We start from the raw sequence: 14,464 nt of genomic DNA, 5'->3' as shown, positions 1-14,464 counted from the left end.
CCTCAGCCGGCGGGCCGGGTTCGGTGGTGCAGGTCTCGGTCGCGGCGGCGGGCGCGGCCTTGCCGATCAGTGGCGAATCCGGGACACGCCGTGTCGCCGGCAGCTGCCGGCGACACGGCGCGGGCGTGGCGGAGCCGGCGGGCGTGGCCTGTTTGTGGCGAGCCTCATGCTCAGGCGAAGGGGTGCGAGTCCCTGGTGGGCGCGAGGCACGCCTGGCCGACACGGCGCTGGTGGTCGAGGGCCGTGTCGGCCCAGCCGGGCGTTCGGCGTCTGGGTCGCGCGGGTGTCGCCGATCAGCGGCGAACGGCACTGGCCGACCCCGGCCGCGGCCGTGTGGCCGGGGTCGGGGTCGGTCGCCGATCAGCGGCGAACTGGCGCTGACCCACCCCGGCCGAGGCGTGGGCCGGCCAGTGCTTGTAGGGCGGGGAGCGCGGCGGGTGCGGGACCCGAGAGCGGGGCCGACAGGGCGCGCGGCTCGTCGAGTAGGGCGATGTCGACGACCGACGAGCCGCGCGAACGGTCGGCGAAGTCGGCGGCGAGGAGGGAGATCTCGTGGCGGTTGAGCACGCCTTCGCGGCCGCGGAGAGGCGCTCGTCGCCGAGACCGACGCCCGTCGCCGTTGAGGGGCGACGGGCGGGGGTCAGGTGGTGGGCAGCCAGTCCGGATTGGAGGCCAGGACGATGAGGTGCTGGGTCGCCCGGGTGAGGGCGACGTAGAGGACCCGGCGGCCCGTCGAGGATTCCGTGACGAGGTCCATGGGTTCGACGAGTACGACGGCGTCGTACTCGAGGCCCTTGGAGTCGAGGCTGCCGACGACCTTGAGGCGTTCGTCGGTCTCGTCGGTGAACCAGGCGGTGACCTCGGGGACGCGGTCCATGGCCGTGATGACGCCCACGGTGCCCTCGACGGAGCCGAGGAGTTCCTTCACCGCGGCCTGCGTCGCGCCTTCCAGAGCGCCGGCTTCGACGGGGCGGACCTCGGGTTCGATGCCGGTGGTGCGGACGGCGCGGGGGAGCTCGTCGGCCTGGGCGTGGCCGGTGACGACCTTCGCGGCGAGGTCGAAGATCTCCGCGGAGTTGCGGTAGTTGGTGCGCAGCGTGAAGCGGCGGCGGGTGGTCTTCACGCCGAAGGCCTGGTCGCGCGCGGCGGCGGCCTCGTCGGGATCGGGCCAGGAGCTCTGCACCGGGTCGCCGACGACGGTCCAGCTGGCGTACTTGCCGCGGCGGCCGACCATGCGCCACTGCATGGGGGAGAGGTCCTGGGACTCGTCGACGACGACGTGGGAGTACTCGTCGTAGTGCTCGGGCCGGTGGGTGCCGCCGCCGGTGCCGCGTTCGGGCTCGGCATCGAGGACGGTCTGGCGCCGGCGCCGCTTGGGCTCGGGGCCGACGAGGACGCGCAGCTCGTCGAGCAGCGCGACGTCGGCGACGGACCAGCCGCGCGAACGGTCGGCGAAGTCGGCGGCGAGGAGGGAGATCTCGTGGCGGTTGAGCACGCCCTTCGCGGCCGCGGCGAGGCGCTTCTCGTCGCCGAGCCACTTGAGGATCTGCGCCGGGTACAGGACCGGCCACCAGACGACGAGGAAGCGGTGGAACTCGATGCGCTCGCCGAGGTCGGTGATCAGCTCCGCGCGGTCGAGCTGCTTGCCGTCCTGCTTCGCGTATTCCTCGGCCTTGTCGGCGAGCGCGCCCAGCAGCAGCTCGGCCGTGCGCACGCGCGCCCGGTTGGGGGGAGCGCCCTGGGTGTGGGCCTTGCGGCGCACCTTCTCCAGCTCGCGCGCCGAGAGCTTGAGCACCTCGCCGCGGTAGACGATGCGCATCTCCTGCGGCGATTCCGGCGGCGTGTCGCGCAGCGCGCGCAGCAGCACCTTCCGCATGCGCAGCGAGCCCTTGATCGCGGCGAGCGCGGAGGTGTCCTGGCGCGTGGCAGCGAGACCGTCGAGCACCTCGCCGAGGGCGCGTAGCTCCACGTTCGTCTCGCCCATCGACGGCAGCACCCGCGAGATGTAGGTGGTGAACACCCCGGACGGCCCGATCACGAGCACGCCGGCGCCCCCGAGCTGGCGGCGGTGGCGGTACAGCAAGTACGCGGCGCGGTGCAGGGCGACGGCCGTCTTGCCCGTGCCCGGGCCGCCGGTGATCTCGGTGACGCCGCGCCACGGCGCGCGGATGACCTCGTCCTGTTCCTTCTGGATCGTGGCGACGATGTCGCGCATCTTCTCGCCGCGGGAACGGCCGAGCGCGGCCATCAGCGCGCCCTCGCCGACGACCTGCATGTCCTCGGGCACGGCGTCGGGGATCAGCACGTCGTCGTCGACGTCGAGCACGTTCTGGCCGGAGCAGCGGATGACGCGGCGGCGCACCACGTCCATCGGCTCCTCGGCCGTGGCCTGGTAGAACGCGGCGGCGGCGGGCGCGCGCCAGTCGGTGACGAGGTTGTCGAACTCGTTGTCGCGGATGCCGAGGCGGCCGACGTAGATGTGGTCGCGGTCGAGGTGGTCGAGCCGGCCGAACACGAGGCCCTCGTACTCGGCGTCGAGCGTCTGGAGGGTCTGGTTGGCGTGGAAGACCATCATGTCGCGTTCGAAAAGCATCGAGGCCTGTTCGAAAATCGCCTCGCGCTGGGCGCCTTGCCCCAGCTCGTAGCCCTTCGTGCGCATCGCCTCGGCCTGTACCCGCAGCTCGGCGAGCCGGGTGTAGACCCGATCCACGTGGGCCTGCTCGACGGCGATCTCCGCCCGTCTCACCCGGGGTTCCGACACGCAACGCTCCTAAACGACTCGATGCCTCACGAGGGCGAAGAACGACTCTACGCGCCCGCGCGCGCGAGGTTCAGTAAGTCCTGCCCAACGCCACACCGCGACGTTCGGCGAAGATGGCGGGGTGACGAGGATCGTGGCGGGGAAGGCAGGCGGCCGGCGGCTCAAGGTGCCGCCCAAAGGCACCCGCCCGACGTCCGAACGCGTGCGCGAAGCCCTGTTCAACGCACTCGAAGTGGCCGGTGAGCTCGACGGTACCCGCGTGCTCGACCTCTACGCCGGCTCCGGCGCCCTCGGCCTCGAAGCCCTCTCCCGCGGCGCCGCCGACGCGTGGTTCGTCGAGGCCGACCGCCGCGCGGCCGACGTGCTGCGCGGCAACGTCGGGGCGCTGGGCCTGGGCGGCACCGTCCGCGCCGCGCCCGTCGAGGCCGTGGTCGCCGCGCCCGCGCCGGCGCAGTTCGACGTGGTGCTCGCCGATCCGCCCTACGCCGTGGACGCCGCAGCGCTCGGCTCCGTGCTGGCCGCGCTCGACGAAGGCGGCTGGCTCGCCGACGGCGCCCTGGTGGTGATCGAACGCGCCGCTCGTGACGGCGCGCCCGACTGGCCCGGCGCCTACACGCCCACGCGCGACAAGAAGTACGGCGACACCGCACTGCACTGGGCCGAGTACACGCGTCGCGCGCAGGTGTGACGCAGCAGTCACGAAGTGCGCGCGCAGCGTCGCGGCTTGGTAGCGTCCGCGCATGCGGCGTGCGGTCTGTCCCGGTTCCTACGATCCGGCCACCAACGGACACCTCGACATCATCGAGCGGGCCTCCTTCCTCTTCGACGAGGTAGTGGTCGCGGTGGGGGTGAACAAGAGCAAGAAGGGCCTCTTCGGCGTCGAGGAACGGCTGGAGATGCTGCGCGAGATCACCGCGAACCTCCCCAACGTGCGCGTGGACTCGTGGCAGGGCCTGCTCGTGGACTACTGCCGCGAGAACGACATCGCGGCCGTCGCCAAGGGCTTGCGCTCGGTCAGCGACTTCGACTACGAGCTGCAGATGGCCCAGATGAACCGCGAGCTCACCGGCCTCGAGACCCTGCTGATGGCCAACAACCCGGTCTACGGCTTCGTCTCCAGCTCGCTGGTGAAGGAGGTCGCGGCGCTCGGCGGCGACGTCGAGCGGCTCGTGCCGCCGGTGGTGTTCGAACGGCTGCGCAAGGTGTTCCCGCACCAGGGCTGAGTTCGTTCCCGGACAAGGTCCGGTGAGTTCCGAACAGGACGGGTCCGTTCTCGACCAGGATCCGCCTGGTCGAGAACAAGAACCGAGCGGTCTCGCACGTTCACCCGGCGCATTCGCCCGAACGGGTGGCGACCATCGTCGGGACTTCGGGGAACGCTCGAAGCTGTTCACTTGACGGCAGCCTCGCGACCATCCGATCGGGTTACGGTCCGAAAATGGCCAACCACCGTTCGCGCTTAGCGACCGTCCTGTTCGCGCTGCTGGTCGGATTCCTCGGGCTGGGCACCGCCGCGGTCGCGGCGCCCGCTGCCCCGGCGGCGCCGGCGTCCGTGCTGCAGAACTCCTGCGGCAACCTGTCGGGCTTCTCGCACACGTCGCTGTCCTCGCTCCCCGCGGAGGCGACGACGACCTACAACCTGATCCAGAAGGGCGGGCCCTTCCCGTATCCGAAGAACGACGGCGTCGTCTTCGACAACCGCGAGGGCATCCTGCCGTCCTGCGCTTCGAGCTACTACCACGAGTACACGGTGCCCACGCCCGGTGCGAGCAACCGCGGCACGCGCCGGATCATCACCGGTCAGGGCGGCGAGTACTTCTACACCGGTGACCACTACGAGACCTTCAAGGTCATCGACGTCAACGGTGGTGGCGGCGGCGACACCGGCTCCTGCGGCGACCTCTCGGGCCTGGCGAAGATCGGCTACTCCACCCTGTCCTCGGCCGCGAAGTCGGTCGTGAACCAGGTGCGCAGCGGCGCGACCGGCCAGACCTACGAGAACCGCGAGGGTGTGCTGCCGGCCTGCGCCGCGGGCTACTACCAGCTGTTCCCGGTGGGCACCAACGACCGCGTGATCAAGGGCAAGGGCGGCGAGCTGGCCTACACGCCGGACCGCTACTCCACGTTCAAGAGCATCGACCTCAACTCCTGACGCCGCTGTTCCTCCCGTGCCGCCCCACCCGCGCCGGGTGGGGCGGCACGCTGCGTCAGAAGCCGTTCGCGAGAGGACACGCCCAGTCCGGCGCGCGTTCACCGGTTCAGGCCGGCAAGCGGGCAGACTGATCGGTAGCGAACGGGGATTACTGCTTGAGGGAGTGGCCGTGTACCGGGTTTTCGAGGCACTCGACGAGCTCGTCACGATCGTCGAAGAGGCCCGCGGGGTGCCCATGACGTCCAGCTGCGTCGTGCCGCGCGGCGACGTTCTCGAGCTGCTCGACGACGTCCGCGACGCGCTGCCCGGCGAGGTCGACGACGCCCAGGACGTGCTCGACAAGCGCGACGACCTGCTGCACGCCGCCCGCAAGGAAGCCGGCGAGACGGTGGCCGGCGCCAACGAAGAGGCCGAGCGCACGGTGTCCGACGCCGCGTCGGAGGCCGAGCGGATCCTCGCGGACGCGCGCGCCCGCGCCGAGCAGATGATGGGCGACGCCCACAACGAGGCCGAGCGCATGGTCGCCGCAGGGCAGGCCGAGTACCAGAACCTCACCGACCGCTCCCGCGCCGAGTCCGAGCGCATGATCCAGGCCGGGCGCGACGCCTACGAGCGCGCCATCGAGGACGCCCGTGCCGAGCAGACGCGGCTCGTCTCGCAGACCGAGGTGGTCCAGGCCGCGCACGCGGAGTCGGCCCGCATCGTCGACGAGGCCCACGCCGAGGCCGACCGCCAGCGCGTCGACTGCGACGCGTATGTGGACGGCAAGCTCGCCGAGTTCTCGGAGCTGCTCGCGACCACGCTGCGCACCGTCGACTCGGGCCGCAACCACCTGCGTTCGCCGGTGAACCTGGGCGGCACCGGCGGCCGTCCGACGCTGTACGACTACCAGGTCTGACCTTTCGCGGGAGTGACGCTCGGCACCAGCGCGAAACCACTGGCGCACACTGCGTACCCTGGTATGCGATGTCAGAGAACCCTGCCCAGAACACCCGCCCCGCACAGCTCGACGACAAGAGCCCGTGGGTGGTCGACACCCGTGAGCTCGGCCGCCACGCCGGCCTGAGCCGCGAGGTGCGCCGGAGCGTGCCGCTCGAGGCCGCCCTCGGCGTGCCCGATGTCATCTCGCTCGAGGCCGGCTCCGTCCTCAAGCTCGACCTGCTCCTCGAATCCGTGGTCGAGGGTGTGCTGGTCAGCGGCACCGCGAGCGCCACCGCCACCGGCACGTGCTCGCGCTGCCTCGACCCCCTCACCGAGGAGATCGAGGTCGACCTCACCGAGCTGTTCGCCTACCCCGGTTCGGCCACGGAGGAGACCACCGACGAGGACGAGATCCCGCGGCTGGTCGACGACCGGATCGACCTCGAACCGATCGTCCGCGACGCCCTGGTCCTGGCGCTTCCCCTCGTGCCGTTGTGCGAGGAAGACTGCGCCGGACTCTGCACCGAATGCGGCGTCAAGTGGGCCGATCTCGAGCCCGGACACGGGCATGAGAAGATAGACCCTCGGTGGGCCGCGCTGGTCGAGCGATTCGACGAGAACGCGGGCGAAAAGCCTGCGCACGGCTCCGGAGAGCAAGCCTGACGAGCGTCCAGCTCGATCCGGGAGAAGTCAGTTCGGCTCGTGAACGCGGGCAGACAGTCTGAAGGAGATCTACTCGTGGCCGTCCCGAAGCGGAAGATGTCGCGATCCAACACGCGCGCGCGCCGCAGCCAGTGGAAGGCGGCTCCGGTTCAGCTGGTGCCCTGCTCCAACCGCGCCTGCCGTCAGCCGAAGCTGCAGCACATCGCGTGCCCGACGTGCGGCCAGCACAACGGCCGCCAGGTCGTCGAGCCCGCCTGATCGGGCAGCCGACCATGGGGGGTAAGTCCGCCGGGGGACCCGCGGCCGATCCCACAACACTGCTCGAGGCGCTCGGGGTCGAATTCGACCCCGAGCTCCTTCGGCTTTCGCTGACCCACCGCTCGTACGCGTACGAGAACGGTGGGCTCCCGCCCAACGAGAGGCTGGAGTTCCTCGGCGACGCGGTGCTCGGCCTGGTCGTCACGGACCACCTGTACACCACGCACCCGGACCTGCCGGAAGGCCAGCTCGCGAAGCTGCGCGCCAGCGTCGTCAACATGCACGCGCTGGCGGGTGTCGCCCGCGGGCTGGGTGAGGGCGGCCTTGGCGCGCACCTGTTGCTGGGCAAGGGCGAAGAGCTCACCGGCGGCCGGGACAAGGCGAGCATCCTCGCCGACGGTCTCGAAGCCGTGATCGGTGCCACGTACCTGGCCCACGGCATCGAGGTCGCGCGCAAGCTCGTGCACCACCTCTTCGACGGCCTGCTGGCCGAGGCGCCCCTGCGCGGGGCCGGTCTCGACTGGAAGACCAGCCTGCAGGAGCTCACGGCTTCCTCCGGTCTCGGCGTGCCCGAGTACCGCGTGGAGGACACCGGTCCGGACCACCGCAAGGAGTTCACCGCCACGGTGCTCGTCGCGGGCCGTCCCTTGGGCAACGGTTCCGGCACCACGAAGAAGGAAGCCGAGCAGAAGGCCGCCGAAACGGCGTGGCGCGCCCTCTCCGAAGAGCTGGGCGACGGCTCCGACGGCTCGGCGAAGTCCGAAGGCTGACGCCCTGCCGGTCCGGAACTGTCGTACCGGACGGGCAGAATGGACGCCATGCCCGAACTTCCCGAGGTCGAGGTCGTGCGCGCCGGCCTCGCGGCCCACGTGGCCGGTCGCACCGTCAGCAAGGTCGAGGTCCTGCACCCGCGCGCCATCCGCAGGCACGCCCTCGGCGCCGAAGACTTCACCGGCCGCCTGGCCGGGGTCGTGATCGAAGCCGCGCGCCGACGGGGCAAGTACCTGTGGCTGGAGCTGTCGCACGGTGAGGCCGTGCTCGCGCACCTCGGCATGAGCGGTCAGATGCTGGTGCAGCCCGAGGGCACGCCCGACGAGAAGCACCTGCGTGTCCGCGTCCGTTTCGATGACGACGGTCCGGAGCTGCGATTCGTGGACCAGCGCACGTTCGGCGGCCTCGCGCTCGACGAGCTCGCCGACGTCGAGGGTGACCTGCTGCCCGCCACCATCGCCCACATCGCGCGCGACCCGATGGACGCGCGGTTCGACCCGGCGGCCGCCGTGAAGGCGTTGCGCTCGCGGCGCACCGAAGTCAAGCGCGCACTGCTGGACCAGACCCTCGTCTCCGGCGTCGGCAACATCTACGCCGACGAAGCCTTGTGGCGCACCAAGTTGCACGGCACCCGGCCCACCGACAAGCTCACCAACGCCCAGGGGACCGCGCTGCTGGCCGCGGCCGGCGAGGTGATGAACGCCGCGCTCGCCGTCGGCGGCACGTCCTTCGATGCCTTGTACGTCAACGTGAACGGGCAATCCGGGTACTTTTCGCGTTCGCTCGACGCGTACGGCCAGGAAGGACTACCGTGCCGCCGGTGCGGAACAGCGATCCGGCGGGAACCGTTCATGAACCGCTCGTCCTACTCCTGCCCGAAGTGCCAGCCGCGGCCCCGCAGCTCGCGTTGATGCGTCGGTCGAGGCGATAAACTAGGATGAACGCGGCGGAAGAGGAGCAGCATGACGGAGCCGGACAGATCGTCGCTGGCCGACAAGATCGACCAGCTGTTCCACGTCGTGCGCCGGCCCGACCGCGAGCAGTACAGCCACGAAGAGGTCGCCCGCGCGTGCCGTGAGGCGACGGGGGAGAGTTTCTCCACCACGTACCTCTGGCAGCTGCGCACCGGTCGTCGCGACAATCCCACGAAGCGTCATCTCGAGGCGCTCGCGCAGTTTTTCGGCGTTCCTCCGGCATACTTCTTCGACGACGAGCAGAGCGTGAAGATCGCGGACGAGCTGGCGTTGCTCGGCGCCTTGCGCGACGCCGGTGTCCGCGACGTGGCGCTGCGGGCCATCACGCTCTCGCCCGACGGGCTGGACACGATCAGCGACATGATCGACGCGATCGCCCGGAGGGAGGCCGCGCGAAGCGGCGTGAAGAGGGAGGACTGAGCGGTGGCGGACGGGCGGCGCGAGCTGTGGCGACGGTGCCGTCGCCTGGCCGAGGCGCCGGCGCTGCCCGAGCCCTTCGACGCCGCCGAGTTCGTGGCGGGCATCGCCGCCGGTCGCGGCCGGCCCATTGAGCTGATGCCGGTCAACGCGCCGTCCGGCGGGCCGTGCGGCCTGCTGATGAGCACCGCGCGAGCCGACTACATCCTTTATCCCACCAACACCACGGCCCTGCACCGGCGCCACATCCTGCTGCACGAAGTGGGCCACCTGCTGTGTGGGCACGTCGGGTCCGACGCGGGCGCCGAAGGAGCGGCCATCGACACCGCGGTGAGCCGCGCGTTGATGCCCAGCCTCTCGCCGGAGCTGGTCCGCCGCGTGCTGGGGCGGACGACGTATTCGGCCGTGGAGGAGCAGGAAGCGGAGCTCGTGGCGTCGCTGCTCGCCCAGCGGGTGGCGAAGGTGCAGGCACCACGGCCGGAACCGGACAGCGGTATGGCCCGCATGGACGACATGTTCGGCGGCCGCCCGCGCCGCCGGAACCCGTGACCGAGACGCTGGCGTACCTGGCCTGCGTGCTCGGGTTCGCCGGCTTCGGCGTGAAGCTGCTCGAGGCCGGGCGCGACCAGCCGGCACGCACGCTGTGGTTCCTCGCCGGGTTCGGCATCTGCATCGCGCTCGGCATCACCGACGGCATGCCGGCGATGGACGTGTTGGCCGGCCACCACCGCTGGTACGCCGAGTACGCGCCGCTGGCCGGCGACCTCGCCAAGTTCGGCGCGATCGGGTTCACGGTCGCGTTCACGCGCTCGATGCGCTTCGGCGCCGACGCGCGCCTGGGCCGGCACGCGGTGCTGTCGTGGTTCGTGATCGTGGTGGAGATCGTGCTGTTCACCCTGGCGGGCCCCGATCGCGCGGGCGACGAGACGGTCGTCGCCGCCCAGCGGCGACCGTTTCTGGTCGCGTACGAGCTGGTGTTCGTCGTGTACGGGGTGCTGAGCCTGACGCTCGTCGCGGTGTTCTTCGCGCGCTTCGCCACGCGCGCCCGCGCGGGTTCGCTTCGCACAGGGCTGTGGCTGATCTTCGCCGGAGTGGTGGCCGCGGTGGCGTGGACGCTGTGGGACCTCGACGACGTGGCCGCCCTCATCGCGAATGGCCGCGTGGAGGCGACGGAGGACCTGCCGGCCACGGTGCTGGGAGCGGCGTGTGTGGTGCTCGCGGCGGCAGGGTCGACGTTGTCGGTGTGGGGACCGTCGCTCGCTACGCCGTTCCGGTGGCTGCGCGCCTACCGCGGCTACCGCCGGATCGAGCCACTGTGGACGGTGCTGTGCGACGCCGTGCCGGGCATCGCCCTGGATCCGGCGAGCGGGCTCGGGCGCGGGGCCGAGTTCGCGCTGTACCGGCGCGTGATCGAGATCCGCGACGGGCACCTCGCGCTGCGGCCGTACTTCGACCCGGACTTGCCTGCACGCGTGGTGGATCGCGCCCGCCGCGACGGTGTGCCGCCGCGCCGGGTGGCCGCGACCGTCGACGCCGCCACGCTCGCCGCGGCCCTCGTCGCGCGCGAAGCCGACCACCGGTTCCAGCCCGACGACGCCGACGCGCCCGTGAGCCGGGCCGTGGCCGCCGACGTGAGTGCGGAAGCCGCGTGGCTCGTCGAGGTGACACGCGCGTGGCGGCGCTCGGCTCTGGTGGCCGACGTGCGGCGCGAAACTCGGCGTGAGCTGGGCGTTCCGGCCTGATCTTCACCTCCCCGCGCGGACGGTTTCCGCCGAATGGCCGTCCGCCGTGCACACTACTGCGCAATGCGTGGTACCGTTCCAAGCGCAAGACTGGAGGGTGCCGTGGAGATCAGTCAGCTGCTCAAGGGAGTGCTGGACCTGGCGGTGCTGGCCGTGCTTCGCGAAGACGATGGGTACGGCTACGACGTGCTCCGAAGACTTCGCGTGGCCGGCCTGGAGGAAGTGGGGGACGCTTCCGTCTACGGCACGTTGCGCCGGCTGTACAAGGCCGGGTTGCTGACGTCGTACGTCGTGCCGAGCGAAGAGGGCCCGCACCGCAAGTACTACAGCCTGAACGAGCCGGGGAGAGCGCGGCTGCAGGAGTCGGGGAAGACGTGGGCGAGTTTCGCGTCGACGATGAACGGTCTACTGGGAGAGGCAGCATGAGTACCGAGAAGCCCACCGCGGTGCGCGTGTACCTGGCGAGGGTCCGCACCGCGCTCGCCGATCTGCCCGCGGGGGAGATCGAGGAGATCCTGGAGGACGTCCGGCCGCACCTGGCCGAGATGGAAACCGAGCTGGGGGCCGACGCGCGCGTCGAGCAGCTCATCGAACGGCTCGGCTCGCCGGAGAGCTACGCGGCCGAGCTGCGAGCGTCCGGGGGTTATCCGGCGGCGCCCGCGGGGGCCGAAGGAGTCGCGGCCGTGCTGGCGCCGGCGAAGACCCCAGGTCTGTTCGGGGCGCGCTTTGCCTTGTGGGGCTTGGTGTTCTGCGCCGCGGGGCTCGCGTTGTTCGCGTTCGCGGCGGCGGTGAGCCTGGACCCGGACGTGTTGCTGGGGCTGCTGCTCCTGGCGCCGGTGTTCGTGGTGAGCCTGCTGTTCCTGTTCAACCGCGGCATTTCGGCAGTGCTGGAGCTGCCCGAGGTGGTGCGGGCGCGGGAGTCGGTGCGGTCGTGGCACGACAATCGTCAGGGGGACAAGACCTTCGCGTACCTGCGTTCGCTCAAGCCCGCGTGGTGGGTCGTGTGCGCGGTGGCGCTGGTCGGGTTCGGCCTGCTGCTCATGGTGCGGCACTCGTACGCGGTGTTGTTGCTGCCGTTCCTCATCGCGGCCGCCGCGGCGGTGGTCTGGGCCGGCCCGAAGACGGCCAATGACCGGAGGCTGCTGTGGATCGCGGTGCCGGTGTCGGCCTTCGTGATCGGCGGGGCGTTCGGCGGCTTCGGCGCGGCGATCGACCTGATCACGCACCGCACGTACTACCCGGACACGACGTCGTACTCGTCGCCGTCCACGGACACCTACGGCAATCAGCAGCTGCGGTACGGGAACGAGGACGTCGACAACGTCTACGCCTTCGACGCTTCCGGCAAGCCGCTCACGGACGTCTACCTCTACGACGACCAGGGCCGGCCGCTGACCGTCACGCGCTACGGCTGCGAACAGGACACCGGCACCCGCTCGAAGGTCGGCGAGGACAACCGCTTCCCGCGCCCGCACCTCGTCCAGGGCGTGCAGGACGGCAACGGCAACCGCGACGGCTACAACGGTTACCTCGGGTATTGCCACGAGGAGGCCGGGGTGCCGTTCGCCGCGGCGATCCCGAAGCCGGTGACTCCGTCGAGTGCTCCTTCCAGCGCACCGGCCAAGCCGACTTCGTCGGCTCCGGCGAAGCCGACTTCGCCGACCAGTCCTGCTCCGCCGACCAGGTAGAGCGTGCGAGGGGCCGGGGGAGCAGAGGTCGGGGCTGCTCCCCCGGTTCCGTCTTGTGAGTGACGTCGTCTTGGCTTGGGGACACGGATGATGTCTCTTGGTTGAGATGGCTCCCGGAGGCGCGAGAACGCGGGGCCTTCTGCTGCCGTGATCTTGGGCAGGCCAAGGGGGTGGCGCCGCGGTGTCGGTCGAGGAGCTGGTCCAGAGCGTCGCGGCGGTCGTGGGGAAGATCGCGACAGCCCGGAAGCATCTTCTGCGGGCGCGCCAGTCGGTTGAGGAAGCCGGTCAGGCGTTGACACAGGCGAGGCAAGGCTCGCACGCCCGTGAGGTGGGCCAGGCGCTGCGCGTGCTGAGCCAGTCCGGCCAGGGCATCGCCACAGCAGACCAATTGGCAGGCCTGGCGTCGGCGAAGCTGGAAGGCTACGTGGCCCGGCTCGCCGAGGCCGGGGTCGGGGCCAGCGGAGGGGTTGCCGACAGGTCTGCGGGGGCTCCGTCGCCTCAGCCGCAGCCTGGCGGCAGGGGATGGCGCGAGGGCTTGGTGGAGAAGCTGCGTCAGGAGCTTCCGCCACCGGTAGTTCCGCGGACGGGGCAGAAGACCGTGGGCCGGTGGTTCGCGCCCGGTAAAACCGGTACGGCGCTCATGAGCGGTCACGACGACAGAGCGGGTCGGGTGAACGAGATCCTCAAAGACGCAGGGTGTCCGAAGCGGCCGCTGACCGCGGCAGCGGATGTTGAGCTCAAGCTGGCCGCCGAGATGCGGGACGACGGCATCATGGACGCCACACTGGTCATCAACAACACGCCGTGTACGGGAAAGACGAGCTGTGACGGGCTGCTGGGCATAGTGCTGCCTGAGGGCAGCACGCTGACGGTCTACGGGACCGACGGTTTCATGAAGGTTTACGAGGGAGGCGCCAAGTGGCAGTCGTGAAAGCCTGGTACGACCCGGGCCAGGCTGAGCCGTTCGAATTGGCCGAGCCTGCTGAGGTCGATGCCCTGCTGGACCGCATGGTGTCCGAGGCGACTGCGGCTCCGGTCGGCGTGGTCGCCGAGCTGGCTCGGGAGGACAGGGACCGGTGGTCGATTCTCCAGTTCGGTGTGCGCACGGAAGGTGTCGGGTTCGTCGGCTACATGGGCAAGGATGAGACAAGCGTCATCAGTGCGAGCGGCGCGATGTCGTCGGAGCCGGTGGCCTACGACTACCAGGCTCATGAGCGCGAGGTGCCGAGCCATGCGGAGGTTTCGTGGCAATCGGTGCGTCAAGCGGTGCACGACTACGTGGCTTCTCGCGGTGCACGTCCGGGTGGGGTGACGTGGCAGGAGGTCTGAGCCTCCGCGGCGGGAACACCGGGCAAAAAGAACTCGGGCGCCCGGGTTCGAGACCCAGGCGCCCGAGCTTCGGGAGCTACGTCAGCGGCCGAAGGCCGAGCGGGCGGCCAGGTCGGCGAGCAGCGCGCGGCCCTTTTCGGCGTTGCGGGGCTGCGACAGGACGTCGTAGCGCTGGGCGACGAGCTGGCTTTGCGAGACGAAGCCGCGCTTGTTGCGGTTGGCGGCGTAGCCCAGGGCGCCGAACAGCAGGTTGAAGGCGATGCCCGCGACGAGGCCGATGACGATGGACAGCAGGCCCGCGGCGGGGTTGAGCAGGCTGAGCACCAGGCCCAGGAACAGGCCGAACACCGCGCCGGACATGGCGGCGCTGCTGAGGATCTTGCTCCAGCTCATGCGGCCGGCGATGCGCTCGACGAGCATCGGCTGGATGCCGACGATGGTGACGTCGTTGATGGGGAAGTCGGTCCCCGCGAGGTGGTCGACCGCCTTCTGTGCCTGCTCGTAGGACTCGTAGGAGCCGATCGGCCAGCCTGTCGGCATGGTCGGGAGCTGCGGCCGCGCCTGCTGCTGGCTGATCGTGGACTGCGTGAATGCTTCTGTCATCCCTCTCACCTCTCTTGTCCAGTTCAACGCCCGAGACGGCGCGTTTGGTCCCGCACCCCCACGATTCACAGATTCTTCTCAGCCGGGCAAGCCGGACATACGAGGCTCTTACGCTGCGCTTACGTAATGGACTCCAAGAATACCTTTGACCGGATTGACCCCGCGCGCACCGGCCGGTAGGAAGA

The 14,464-nt window shown here is 70.5% G+C and carries 17 protein-coding genes; 15 read left to right on the top strand and 2 right to left on the bottom strand.

Translation table 11 applies throughout. The features are described 5' to 3' along the window. Positions 1-640: 640 nt before the first annotated feature. Complete coding sequence (locus tag QRX50_RS47710; protein ID WP_285969636.1) at positions 641-2,761, bottom strand: HelD family protein; 2,121 nt, start codon at positions 2,759-2,761, stop codon at positions 641-643. 121 nt (positions 2,762-2,882) lie between these two features. On the opposite strand from QRX50_RS47710, the gene rsmD reads away from it, so the two are divergent. The 15 genes from rsmD (at position 2,883) to QRX50_RS47635 (ending at position 13,676) form a co-directional block, all read left to right on the top strand. Next, positions 2,883-3,449: a 16S rRNA (guanine(966)-N(2))-methyltransferase RsmD gene (gene rsmD, locus QRX50_RS47705; protein WP_285969635.1), complete on the top strand. Its 567-nt coding sequence runs from the start codon at positions 2,883-2,885 to the stop codon at positions 3,447-3,449. A gap of 52 nt (positions 3,450-3,501) precedes the next feature. Next, on the top strand, positions 3,502-3,984 hold the full coding sequence (coaD, locus tag QRX50_RS47700) for a pantetheine-phosphate adenylyltransferase (protein ID WP_285969634.1): 483 nt from the start codon (positions 3,502-3,504) through the stop codon (positions 3,982-3,984). A gap of 215 nt (positions 3,985-4,199) precedes the next feature. Then, positions 4,200-4,913, top strand: a complete 714-nt coding sequence (locus QRX50_RS47695) for a ribonuclease domain-containing protein (protein ID WP_285969633.1) — start codon at positions 4,200-4,202, stop codon at positions 4,911-4,913. 169 nt (positions 4,914-5,082) lie between these two features. Continuing rightward, positions 5,083-5,811: a DivIVA domain-containing protein gene (locus tag QRX50_RS47690; protein ID WP_285969632.1), complete on the top strand. Its 729-nt coding sequence runs from the start codon at positions 5,083-5,085 to the stop codon at positions 5,809-5,811. A 68-nt stretch (positions 5,812-5,879) separates the two neighbouring features. Then, on the top strand, positions 5,880-6,497 hold the full coding sequence (locus QRX50_RS47685; protein WP_285969631.1) for a YceD family protein: 618 nt from the start codon (positions 5,880-5,882) through the stop codon (positions 6,495-6,497). Between the two features lie 75 nt (positions 6,498-6,572). After that, a complete protein-coding gene (rpmF, locus tag QRX50_RS47680; RefSeq protein WP_220237671.1) occupies positions 6,573-6,755 on the top strand; it encodes a 50S ribosomal protein L32 in 183 nt (60 codons plus the stop codon). Between the two features lie 14 nt (positions 6,756-6,769). Next, a complete protein-coding gene (gene rnc, locus QRX50_RS47675; protein WP_285969630.1) occupies positions 6,770-7,525 on the top strand; it encodes a ribonuclease III in 756 nt (251 codons plus the stop codon). 48 nt (positions 7,526-7,573) lie between these two features. Beyond that, entirely contained in the window at positions 7,574-8,437 is an 864-nt protein-coding gene (gene mutM / locus QRX50_RS47670) for a bifunctional DNA-formamidopyrimidine glycosylase/DNA-(apurinic or apyrimidinic site) lyase (protein ID WP_285969629.1), read from the top strand. Between the two features lie 51 nt (positions 8,438-8,488). Then, positions 8,489-8,920, top strand: coding sequence for a helix-turn-helix domain-containing protein (locus QRX50_RS47665; protein ID WP_285969628.1), 432 nt, complete (start codon positions 8,489-8,491; stop codon positions 8,918-8,920). A 3-nt stretch (positions 8,921-8,923) separates the two neighbouring features. Next, the gene (locus QRX50_RS47660; protein WP_285969627.1) at positions 8,924-9,466 is read left to right on the top strand and encodes a hypothetical protein; all 543 of its coding nucleotides are present in this window, start codon (positions 8,924-8,926) and stop codon (positions 9,464-9,466) included. Next, entirely contained in the window at positions 9,463-10,659 is a 1,197-nt protein-coding gene (locus QRX50_RS47655) for an MAB_1171c family putative transporter (protein WP_285969626.1), read from the top strand. Before QRX50_RS47660 ends, QRX50_RS47655 begins: the two co-directional genes overlap by 4 nt. A 102-nt stretch (positions 10,660-10,761) precedes the next feature. Then, positions 10,762-11,085 (top strand): PadR family transcriptional regulator, encoded by a 324-nt coding sequence (locus QRX50_RS47650; RefSeq protein WP_220237677.1) that lies wholly within the window; start codon positions 10,762-10,764, stop codon positions 11,083-11,085. Then, positions 11,082-12,347: a DUF1700 domain-containing protein gene (locus tag QRX50_RS47645; protein WP_285969625.1), complete on the top strand. Its 1,266-nt coding sequence runs from the start codon at positions 11,082-11,084 to the stop codon at positions 12,345-12,347. Before QRX50_RS47650 ends, QRX50_RS47645 begins: the two co-directional genes overlap by 4 nt. A 181-nt stretch (positions 12,348-12,528) precedes the next feature. Further along, on the top strand, positions 12,529-13,278 hold the full coding sequence (locus QRX50_RS47640; protein WP_285969624.1) for a DddA-like double-stranded DNA deaminase toxin: 750 nt from the start codon (positions 12,529-12,531) through the stop codon (positions 13,276-13,278). Continuing rightward, positions 13,266-13,676, top strand: coding sequence for an Imm1 family immunity protein (locus QRX50_RS47635; RefSeq protein WP_285969623.1), 411 nt, complete (start codon positions 13,266-13,268; stop codon positions 13,674-13,676). The genes QRX50_RS47640 and QRX50_RS47635 overlap by 13 nt, the downstream gene beginning before the upstream one ends. Before the next feature lie 81 nt (positions 13,677-13,757). Here QRX50_RS47635 and QRX50_RS47630 read toward each other — a convergent pair whose 3' ends face one another. Further along, positions 13,758-14,279 carry a YflT domain-containing protein gene (locus tag QRX50_RS47630; protein WP_285969622.1) on the bottom strand — a complete coding sequence of 174 codons (522 nt, stop codon included), beginning with the start codon at positions 14,277-14,279 and terminating at the stop codon, positions 13,758-13,760. Positions 14,280-14,464 lie beyond the last annotated feature (185 nt).

The sequence above is a fragment of the Amycolatopsis sp. 2-15 genome, assembly GCF_030285625.1.
Classification (GTDB): domain Bacteria; phylum Actinomycetota; class Actinomycetes; order Mycobacteriales; family Pseudonocardiaceae; genus Amycolatopsis; species Amycolatopsis carbonis.
Note: the sequence above shows the minus strand (reverse complement) of the source record. Positions and strands in the feature narration are given on the sequence as shown.